Here is a 9,383-nt window from a genome sequence, read left to right as displayed (position 1 = left end):
GGCGGGCTCTGTGCAGCCGCGCCGTGGTTTTTCTCATCAATCAGCGGACAACACGCAGATTGGATAATTCATCCGCAATTTCACGGAATGTCTGTTCCAGATTGCCGCCGGTTGTATTCCAGAAAAGTTTTGCCCGCTGGGTAGGAAAGTCCTTATCAAATCGCACCCGAGATTCTGAGGCGCATTGTTTCATAGTTTCCATCTGCTTGCGATCTGTCGCATTGTTCTGCCGCAGATCAAGCGCAACAGTCATCACCATGATTTTGTCCTGTTTTGCAAGCTCGCACAATTTTTTGAAGCGCGCATTCAGTGCTTCAGTATAATAGGCATTGTCATGAACATTGCTGGCGCCGCGTGCTTCCTGAAAAATACGTGTTCTGTCGTAGGATTTAGTTGTAACTGCGGTATATCCCAGTGAAGAATAGTTGGATATGTTGTTTGCATAGTCTGTACCGCCGAGTGAGTTGTAACGGTAATAAGTGTTGGCACCATCGGTCAGAACAATGACGACTTTATCATTGCCCCGCTCCGAAATTGCTCTTCCGCCTGCAAATGGCGAATTCTGGATAAGTGTTCTCCAGCCCCAGACCATACCTTCCGGCACATTTGTACCGCCATCCGGTTGCATTTTGGCAATGGCATTTTTTACCGTTCTCAGGCCATTGTCAGTTGTTACATCTGTAAGTGTAGTGATCGGCGTTGTTGTGCAGCTGTAATTCGGACCGGATGTTCCTTCACCAGACGTGTTTTGCGCGATGTAGTATTTTTTCAAATCCCGTTGCATCGTTTGATAGCTGTCGTAGCGTCCCCCGTTATCCGACCACCAATGGTTCAGAGAGCGGCTGGTGTCATATTCATCGGGGGCGAACATCGGCACATACATCGTGTCAGGCTTATCAATCGTCGGGCGATCAGCATTAATGCCGTACTCTCCGGGGCGTGCTTCTACACAACCTTTCCAGCTTGTATATGTTCTGCCACGTGTGGTTTGCATGTCATTATACAGGCTGAACCGCGTGAAATAATGGCCGTTTTCGCTTCCCCAACCAGACCCTTGTTTAAAATAAGCACCATCACGAAGAATGATATTTTTATTGTACCCGACATTGATAGGGTTGTTTGCCGTGGGCATGGTGAAGTTTTCATAATGAACCGGCGAAATGCCGGTCTGATCCATCCATAGCTGGGTCTGGTTTTCAGGGCCGATATTGACTGAGGCAGCAAAAGGAACCAGGGAAAACTGTACCGGATTTTCAAGATGCGTTATAAGCTTGGCCTGTTCTGCCAGCTTGTCTACAAGTTGAGTGGATGCCTGCTTAAGTAAATCTATGCGTTTGAGACCTGAGCCCGAACCGGGGTCAGCCATCGAGCCGGAATTATCAAGGACAAGAGCGACTTCCAGAGTATTCTTAAGACGTACAGTTGCAGACATTGAAAAAGTATATTTATCCCAGTCAACTTCATCTTTCGTCATTGCCATTACGGCTCTTCCGTAAAATGAAATATAACGGAAGGATGCGCCGGCAACGATTTGCTGGTCTGAATCGCGACCTTTAGGAAACTCCAGAGTAAACTGAGTTTTGTCCGGTTCGATGGCACGCAGATTAGCATCAAATATTTTTTTGCCGAATGCCCGGATCTGGCTTTCTTCCGAAACGACAGTGAAGCGTTTACCGACAGCCAGCGCAGCGGCATCAAGTGACTGCTGAACATTTCCGCGCACACGCATCAGATTGGCAGTGTCAATCGCCAGCATCATTGCAAAAAGAATAGGCGGAAGCATCAATGCGAAAAGCGGGGCAATAGCGCCGGTCTGGTTTCTGCGAAGCCGCATTATCAGTGCAGAAAAACTGCCGGATCGCTGTTTTGGGCTTTTTACGCAACGCATAGTCTCTCCTGCCGGCACAGGCCGGAACATAGTCTTCTTATTGTCCGTCTGTTTCCGGTCGCGTGACGTTTCAGAAAACGGCAGACATGACCGGAAACGCGATTCAATCTTTTCATTCTCTCTGATGGTAATGGATTGGTTCTAACAAGCCGTCACGAAACACAGTAAAAAAACTGGGTACAGGGTAGAGTTAATGAAATATGAGCGGCATGGTTCCGTGCTGCGTCAAAATATAAACAGTGTTGTGATATTTTCGCTCACGTAAAACGGGTGACATATGCTGCCTGTTGGTTTAGAGCATTTATAAAATCCGGCGCCTGAAGCTTTGGCCTCAACCGCGTCTTCTATGCAGATCCGTGCGCGCGAATGCTGCGCCTGTGCTCCGTTTAGCCGCGGAGATAATTGATTTAAGGATAGTTTTATGCTGCATCCGGCGAAACTCGATGATCTTTTTGACCGTTATGATGTGATCTTCAGTGATGTCTGGGGCGTGTTGCATAATGGGGTGGAAGCCTATCGTCCGGCTGCGGATGCTCTGAAACGTGCCCGTGAAGCCGGTGTCAAAGTAGTGCTGATTACCAATTCGCCGCGCCCTTTTCCCGGTGTTGCCGCACAGATGGAAATGATGGGTATCACCAATGAAAGCTACGACCAGATCGTGACATCCGGTGATGTTACCCGCGACCTGATCGCTGCAGGCCCGCGTAAAATCTATCATCTGGGGCCTGAGCGCGAATTGGCGATTTATGACGGGCTGGATGTGGAGTTGGTTGAAGAATATGAGGCATCCGGTGTTGTCTGTACCGGTCTGGTCGATGACGAAGTGGAAAAGCCGGAAGATTATGCCGAACTGCTGCAGCGTTTCCGTTCGCGCAATCTGCCATTCATCTGCGCCAATCCTGATATCGTTGTGGAACGTGGCACCCGCCTGATCTGGTGTGCCGGTGCACTGGCGCGTGATTATACGCAGCTCGGCGGTCGCACACTTATCGCCGGTAAGCCGCATCACCCGATTTATGCGGCCGCAATGCAGGCCGCAGAAAAGCTGACCGGCAAGTCTGTTGATAAATCCCGCATCCTTGCTATCGGTGACGGTATGCTGACCGATGTGAAAGGTGCGCAGAATTACGGCGTGGATGTTTTGTATATTTCCGGCGGTATTCACGCGGCTGATTATGTGGCTAAGGGCGAAGTCGATCACGACAAGCTGCTGGCATTTCTTGGCCGTCACGGTGAGGCGCCGGCAGCAGTGATGCGTTATCTGGTGTGATTGCCGGAAGTTTTTAATCCCTGAACAACTGATCTGAAACAACTCAATGACTGCGATGCCTTCAGAATTTGCTGCAAAATCCGCAATTCTTCGTCTCACCTGCGGTGTGAACGGCAGTGAGCCGCTGCCTGCGCATATGCGCGGCGGTGTGGTGGCGATCGGCAATTTTGACGGTGTGCATCGCGGTCATCAGGCTGTGCTTGAGAAAACCCTGCAACTGGCCAAAGAGCGCAATTGTCCGGCAGTTGTGCTGACATTTGAGCCCCATCCGCGCAGTTTTTTCAATCCGGATCAGCCGGTTGACCGCCTGACTGATGCGCAGGAAAAAGCGGCTATTCTGGGTTTGCTCGGTTTTGATGTTGTGGTGGAGCAGGGCTTTGATGCCGGATTTTCCTGCCTGAGTGCGCAGGAATTCATCGATCAGGCATTGATCGAACGGCTGGGTGCATCGGAAGTCATTACCGGTGTTGATTTTCACTTCGGCAAAAAGCGGCAGGGCAATCCGGAGTTTTTGAAACGGGCGGGTGAGAAACACGGTTTCGGCGTGACACTGATTGAGCCTTTTACAGATGAAGGCGGCGAGGTGGTTTCCTCCTCGCGCATTCGCTCCCATCTGGCTGAAGGTGATGTGGCGGGCGCAGCGGGACTGTTGGGCTATCGCTACACGCTGGCCAGTACTGTAATTAAAGGCAAGCAGCTGGGGCGCACGCTTGGTTTTCCGACAGCCAATATGGCGCTGCCGGAGCAGACCAATCTGAAGCACGGTATCTATGCTGTGCGTTTCCGCCGTGCTGACGGCACGCTTTATGATGGTGTTGCCAGTTTTGGCCGCCGTCCGACCGTGGACAGTGACGGTTGCGCACTGCTTGAGACATTCTTGTTTGACTTCTCAGGCGATCTCTACGGCGAATTCTGCTCTGTATCTTTCTTTGCTTATTTACGCGGAGAAGAGAAATTCGATTCGCTTGATGCATTGATGGTGCAGATGCGGCAGGATGAAGCTGAAGCGCGGACAATATTATCCGCTGTACAGCCGCTTTCTTTGCTGGATTCCTATCTGACATTCTCCCGCAGCTGAATTGATCTCAATATTTCAGAATATATTTACCGCTTTACTTGAAAAATAAGCGCATACCTGTTTGTCCGCCTGCAAATGGCGTCTGGAGTATGCGTTTTGCGTAATATGTTTAACCGGTTCCGGATTGCCGGATTGGCTGTTTTGTCTGCTGCATTATTCATTCATCCGGCTTTGGCTGAAGAGAGCGGGCAATCATCGGGAAAGCACTTCTGGTCAGGTGACTGGTCGCTGACCGTCGGCGGTGACTTTTACCGCCAACCCCGTTTTACAGGCTCCAGCAAATATATAATGAGTGCGCAGCCTCTGATTTCCTTTGGTCGCACAGGTGTTGCCGAGCGCTTTTCATCCCGCAATGATAATATTTCCTTCGCTCTGATGGATATGGAAGATTTTCGCGTGGGATTGACCGGTGAGTTTTTGATGGCGCGTGGCGGCAGTCAGGCCGATGGTTTGAAAGATGTGCCATGGGGCGGTGAGGTCGGCGGCTTTATGGAATTCTATCCGACAGACTGGTTTCGTCTGCGTTCAGAGCTGCGTCACGGAGTTCGGGCGCATAATGGTATTGTCGGCGAACTGGCAGGGGATGCATTTTATGATGTGACACCGGCGATCCGTGTTTCCGGCGGGCCGCGCATGTCTTTTGCTTCCGAGAAATATCTGGATACCTATTATGGTATTAATGCTGAGGAATCCGTTGCCAGCGGTCTTTCCGTTTATGATCCGGATGGCGGGGGAATTACATCTGCCGGACTGGGTGGCGCAGTCACATGGATGACAAGTGATAAAATCACAACCAGCCTTTATGCCGAATATAGTAAATTGCAGGGTAAAGCAGCGCGCTCCAGCCTTGTATCCGAGCGCGGATCGCGTCATCAGTTGACGGTTGGTGTTTCGGCAACCTATCGTTTTGATTTTACGCTGGACTGATGTTTTGAGCGAAAACCGTCAGATTTTAGAAAAGTAACGGCTTATTTGCTTTGAAAATCTGCCGGAAGGGCAAAGTTTATCTGTCTTGCCTCTTTATTCTGCGCGCCTGCATTGGTAAAAGCATCACCATGATGAGACAATACTCGATATTTATAATGCTGCGCTATGTCGGCCGAATTATTGGCCCGGCCTTTTCTTAAGCCTGACCGGATGGTTCAGGGGGAAAGGTCCGGGAAGAATAGCTGACATCCTGAGGCATGATGAACTCTGCCGCAATTTCAGGATATATATTTTCTTAAGACTGCCTGCCTGAGAGCAGCATAGTGCCTGCATTATGCTCCGGCAGTCCAACTGAATGCTCAAGATAATGACTGCTGAAAAAATCGATTATTCCAAAACGCTTAACCTGCCGCAGACCGACTTTCCGATGCGCGCCAGCCTTCCGCAGCGTGAGCCGCTGCTGGTCGCCCGCTGGGAAGAGATGAATCTTTACAAGAAGCTGCGTGAAGATGCCAAAGATCGTCCGCTTTGGGTGCTGCATGACGGCCCTCCATACGCCAATGGTAATATTCATATCGGCCATGCGCTGAACAAGACGCTGAAAGATGTGATCACCCGCTCGTTCCAGATGCGCGGCTATAACTCGAACTATGTTCCGGGTTGGGATTGCCACGGTCTGCCGATCGAATGGAAGATCGAAGAAAAATACCGTGCGCAGGGCAAGAATAAAGACGAAGTGCCGGTTAATGAATTCCGCAAGGAATGCCGTGAATTTGCTGAAGGCTGGATCAAGGTTCAGACCGATGAGTTCAAACGTCTGGCAATCACCGGTGATTTTGAACAGCCATACACCACAATGAATTTCCATGCGGAAGCCCGCATTGCCGGTGAATTACTGAAATTCGCCCGCTCCGGCCAGCTCTATCGCGGCTCCAAGCCGGTGATGTGGTCGGTTGTTGAGCGCACTGCTCTGGCAGAAGCCGAAGTTGAATATCACGATGTTGAGTCGGATATGATCTGGGTGAAATTCCCTGTCACATCCGTGCCGGAACTGGCTGACGCGCATGTGGTGATCTGGACGACGACACCTTGGACAATTCCGGGCAACCGCGCCATCGCCTATTCGCCAAAGGTTTCCTACGGTCTTTATGAAGTGACCGGCGCGGAAAATGATTTTGGCCCGCAGGCTGGTGAGAAGCTGATCTTCGCTGATAATCTGGCTGAGGAATGCTTCAAAAAAGCCAAGCTGACTTTTAATCGTTTGCGCGATGTTTCCACTGCACAGCTGCGTGGCATGACCGCAGCCCATCCGCTCAAAGGCTTTGGCGGCGGTTATGAATTTATTGTGCCGCTGGTTGCCGGTGAGCATGTGACCGATGATGCCGGTACAGGCTTCGTCCATACTGCGCCAAGCCATGGTCGTGAAGACTTTGAAGCATGGATGGATGCTGCACGTGAACTTGAAGCACGCGGTATCAATCCTGCGATTCCTTTCCCTGTGGATGATGCCGGTTTCTATACTGCTGACGCACCTGGTTTCGGCCCTGACCGTGAAGGCGGTGCTGCCCGCGTTATCGATGATAACGGCAAGAAGGGTGATGCCAATGAAGCGGTTATCAAAGAACTGATCGCCCGTGGCCTGCTGTTCGCCCGTGGCCGCATGAAGCATTCCTATCCGCATTCATGGCGCTCGAAAAAGCCGATCATCTTCCGCAATACACCGCAATGGTTCGTCTATATGGACAAAGAACTGGGCGACGGCACAACGCTGCGTTCCCGCGCTCTGAAAGCCATTGATGATACCCGTTTTGTGCCGGCTGCCGGTCAGAACCGCCTGCGTGCGATGATTGAAAACCGTCCTGACTGGGTGCTGTCACGCCAGCGCGCATGGGGCGTGCCGATCTGCGTTTTCGCAGCCGAAGACGGTACGGTGCTGATTGATGAGGCTGTGAATGAGCGTATTCTCGCGGCTTTTGAAGTGGAAGGTGCTGATGCATGGTTTGCAGAAGGTGCGCGTGAGCGTTTCCTCGGCAACCGCGCCGGTGAGTCTTGGGAGCAGGTCACTGACATTCTCGATGTCTGGTTCGACTCCGGCTCCACCCATACGTTCACGCTGGAAGACCGTCCTGATCTGAAATGGCCAGCCGATCTTTATATGGAAGGCTCGGATCAGCATCGCGGCTGGTTCCATTCCTCGCTGCTGGAAAGCTGCGGAACCCGTGGCCGTGCACCTTATAATGCAGTGCTGACCCATGGTTTCACCATGGACGAGCATGGCAAGAAAATGTCGAAGTCGCTCGGCAATACAGTGACCCCGCAGGAAATCATCAAGGATTCCGGTGCCGATATTCTGCGTCTCTGGGTGATGACCTCGGATTACTGGGACGATCAGCGCCTCGGCAAGAGCATCATCCAGACCAATATCGACGCTTACCGCAAGCTGCGTAACACCATCCGCTGGATGTTGGGTACATTGGCGCATGATGAAGGCGAAGAAGTTGCCTATGCCGATCTGCCGGAACTTGAAAAGCTGATGCTGCATCGCCTGAGCGAGCTGGATGAAGTTGTTCGCAATGGTTATGATGCATTTGAGTTCAAACGCATCACCCGTGCGCTGATCGACTTCACCAATATCGAGTTGTCGGCTTTCTATTTCGATATCCGCAAAGATGCGCTTTATTGCGATGCACCATCGAGCCTGCGCCGCAAAGCTGCTTTGCAGACCGTGCGTCACCTGTTCGATAATATCGTGACATGGCTCGCACCGATGCTGCCTTTCACAACGGAAGAAGCATGGCTTGACCGTTATAAAGATGCGGTTTCCGTGCATCTTGAACAGTTCCGCAACATTCCTGCCGAATGGAATAATCCGGTTCTGGCTGCGAAATGGGACAAGGTGCGCGATGTACGCCGCGTTGTTACCGGCGCTCTGGAGCTGGAACGTGCAGACAAGCGTATCGGCTCGTCGCTGGAAGCTGCGCCTCTGGTGCATATCACCGATGCGTCGCTGCTCTCAGCGGTACAGGGTCTGGATATGGCTGAGATCTGCATCACCAGCGGATTGACCATCAGCGACCAGCCGGTTGCCGGTGAAGCATTCGCGTTGAGCGATGTGAAGGGTGTTGCTGTTGTGCCTGCCAAGGCCGACGGTACAAAATGCGCCCGTTCATGGCGTTATACCAATGATGTCGGCAGTGATTCTGAGTTCCCTGATGTATCGGCACGCGATGCTGCGGCATTGCATGAGCTGAAAGCTCTTGGTCGTTTGGGATAAGTATGAATCTGCGATAATCACAGGTAAGCATTTCCAGCAAAAGTGCGAAGCGGTTTGCGTTGGATAATGCGTAAAACAAAGAAAAAGAGCGGTTCCGGTAATTCAATTTTAACAGGAACCGCTCTGACAAGCAGTTATCAGTGATTGCCGCATATTTTCTGCCGTGCTAAGGCACTGCATTGAAATATCTTGTCGGCAGTGAAAATCTGCTTTCATGCCTTGGAGTTGCCGGAAAGTACGGATAACGCCATAATGCATGAAATTTAATGTAGCGGTGGTTGGGTAATCTGGCCGAATACGGATAAAAGTGGTGCTCATGAAGATTGAAGGACGCATTTTCGCTTTCGCAACAGTGCTGGCCAGTTTGGGTCTTGCCGGTTGCGTGTCCGATCCGACCTATGGAACAGGCAAGTCAGCCAGCACGCAATTGCTGGATGATATGTCATCCATTGCTACAATCGGTCCGAAAAAGAGAACCGGTATTGAATATAAGCCGCGTCCGGAGCTGGTGAAGCCTGTTGCAGGGCAGAAAGAAAGCCTGCCGCAGCCACAGGAAAGTGTTGCCCGCGCCGGTGATCCTTCATGGCCGGAATCGCCGGAAGAACGCCGCAAGCGTCTGCGTGCAGAGATTGAAGCAAACCGCGATAATCCGAATTTCGTTTCGCCGATTGCACCGGACAGCCCGAGCGATTTCACGCCGCGTCGTCAGATTTTGCCAAGCGGTGCCAGCCGTCGTGAAGATTATGCATCACGTGATTCTGTTGCCGATCCGGCAGTTGCTGCTGCCGCCAAACAGGCGCAGCTTGACCGTGCAGGCGGCTCTGCCACACAGCGTAAATATCTGAGTGAGCCGCCGGTCAGCTATCGCCAGCCAGCCGCCACTGCTGCAGTCGGTGATCTGGGTGAAGACGAGGCGAAGAAAGAACGCCGTCGTAAGGCTGAAGCC

The 9,383-nt window shown here is 51.8% G+C and carries 6 protein-coding genes; 5 read left to right on the top strand and 1 reads right to left on the bottom strand.

Features of this window, described 5'->3' with window-relative positions; all coding sequences use genetic code 11:
- Positions 1-40 precede the first annotated feature (40 nt).
- Positions 41-1,888 carry a TadE/TadG family type IV pilus assembly protein gene (locus tag A918_RS0111680; RefSeq protein ID WP_022711247.1) on the bottom strand — a complete coding sequence of 616 codons (1,848 nt, stop codon included), beginning with the start codon at positions 1,886-1,888 and terminating at the stop codon, positions 41-43.
- A 421-nt stretch (positions 1,889-2,309) separates the two neighbouring features.
- Here A918_RS0111680 and A918_RS0111675 point away from each other — a divergent pair, with 421 nt between their 5' ends.
- The 5 genes from A918_RS0111675 to A918_RS0111655 form a co-directional block, all read left to right on the top strand.
- Positions 2,310-3,158 (top strand): TIGR01459 family HAD-type hydrolase, encoded by an 849-nt coding sequence (locus A918_RS0111675; protein ID WP_022711246.1) that lies wholly within the window; start codon positions 2,310-2,312, stop codon positions 3,156-3,158.
- A gap of 55 nt (positions 3,159-3,213) precedes the next feature.
- The gene (locus A918_RS0111670; protein ID WP_033316074.1) at positions 3,214-4,236 is read left to right on the top strand and encodes a bifunctional riboflavin kinase/FAD synthetase; all 1,023 of its coding nucleotides are present in this window, start codon (positions 3,214-3,216) and stop codon (positions 4,234-4,236) included.
- Positions 4,237-4,341: 105 nt separating this feature from the next.
- The gene (locus tag A918_RS0111665) at positions 4,342-5,163 is read left to right on the top strand and encodes a MipA/OmpV family protein (RefSeq protein WP_033316073.1); all 822 of its coding nucleotides are present in this window, start codon (positions 4,342-4,344) and stop codon (positions 5,161-5,163) included.
- A 367-nt stretch (positions 5,164-5,530) separates the two neighbouring features.
- Positions 5,531-8,437: an isoleucine--tRNA ligase gene (ileS, locus tag A918_RS0111660; protein WP_022711243.1), complete on the top strand. Its 2,907-nt coding sequence runs from the start codon at positions 5,531-5,533 to the stop codon at positions 8,435-8,437.
- A gap of 316 nt (positions 8,438-8,753) precedes the next feature.
- Positions 8,754-9,383, top strand: a 630-nt coding sequence (locus tag A918_RS0111655; RefSeq protein ID WP_022711242.1) for a hypothetical protein, incomplete at its 3' end; no start/stop codon positions are given.

Source organism: Pseudochrobactrum sp. AO18b, assembly GCF_000409565.1.
Lineage (GTDB): Bacteria > Pseudomonadota > Alphaproteobacteria > Rhizobiales > Rhizobiaceae > Pseudochrobactrum > Pseudochrobactrum saccharolyticum.
The sequence above is the reverse complement of the archived record's forward strand: the minus strand, read 5'-3'. Positions and strand labels throughout refer to the sequence as shown.

Coding starts and splice junctions, on each gene's coding strand:
- A918_RS0111680 (WP_022711247.1), bottom strand. CDS start 1,888: ATGCGTTGCGTAAAAAGCCCAAAACAGCGATCCGGCAGTTTTTCTGCA.
- A918_RS0111670 (WP_033316074.1), top strand. CDS start 3,214: ATGCCTTCAGAATTTGCTGCAAAATCCGCAATTCTTCGTCTCACCTGC.
- ileS (WP_022711243.1), top strand. CDS start 5,531: ATGACTGCTGAAAAAATCGATTATTCCAAAACGCTTAACCTGCCGCAG.
- A918_RS0111665 (WP_033316073.1), top strand. CDS start 4,342: ATGTTTAACCGGTTCCGGATTGCCGGATTGGCTGTTTTGTCTGCTGCA.
- A918_RS0111675 (WP_022711246.1), top strand. CDS start 2,310: ATGCTGCATCCGGCGAAACTCGATGATCTTTTTGACCGTTATGATGTG.